This is a genomic window from Mycolicibacter acidiphilus, from assembly GCF_018455725.1.
In the GTDB taxonomy this organism is placed as follows: Bacteria; Actinomycetota; Actinomycetes; order Mycobacteriales; family Mycobacteriaceae; genus Mycobacterium; species Mycobacterium acidiphilum.
Genome location: NZ_JAHCLR010000144.1, coordinates 1 through 489, shown reverse-complemented (window position 1 = coordinate 489; position 489 = coordinate 1). Strand labels below are relative to the sequence as shown.

The 489-nt window shown below is 65.4% G+C and carries 1 protein-coding gene; it reads left to right on the top strand.

The features are described 5' to 3' along the window. Positions 1-489: IS30 family transposase (locus KIH27_RS22230; RefSeq protein WP_214095103.1), on the top strand; the 489-nt coding region annotated here is incomplete at both ends.

Here is a 489-nt window from a genome sequence, read left to right as displayed (position 1 = left end):
TGCGGTCCAAGCAAACCCAACGCAAACGTCGCAAACCACTCGGAGAACGTACTGGTGGGCGGATCATCGGCATGGTCTCCATCGATGACCGACCCGACCACGTCGCCGACCGGCGGGTGCCCGGCGCCTGGGAAGGCGACCTCATCATCGGCAAGGCCGGCAAGTCCGCGGCGGCGACCCTGGTCGAACGCACCAGTCGCTTCACCCTGATCCTCGGGCTTCCCGACGGCAAGAACTCCGACGCCCTGGCTGATGTGCTCATCGATTGCGTGCGCAACCTGCCCGCTCAGGTGCGTGGCTCGCTGACCTGGGACCAAGGTACCGAGATGGCACGCCACGCCGCATTGACCCTGGCCACCGACCTGCCGGTCTACTTCGCTCACCCGCATTCGCCGTGGGAGCGGCCCACCAATGAGAACACCAACGGCCTGATCCGCGAGTACCTGCCCAAGGGCATCGACATCACCGACCATCAGCCTTACCTCGACG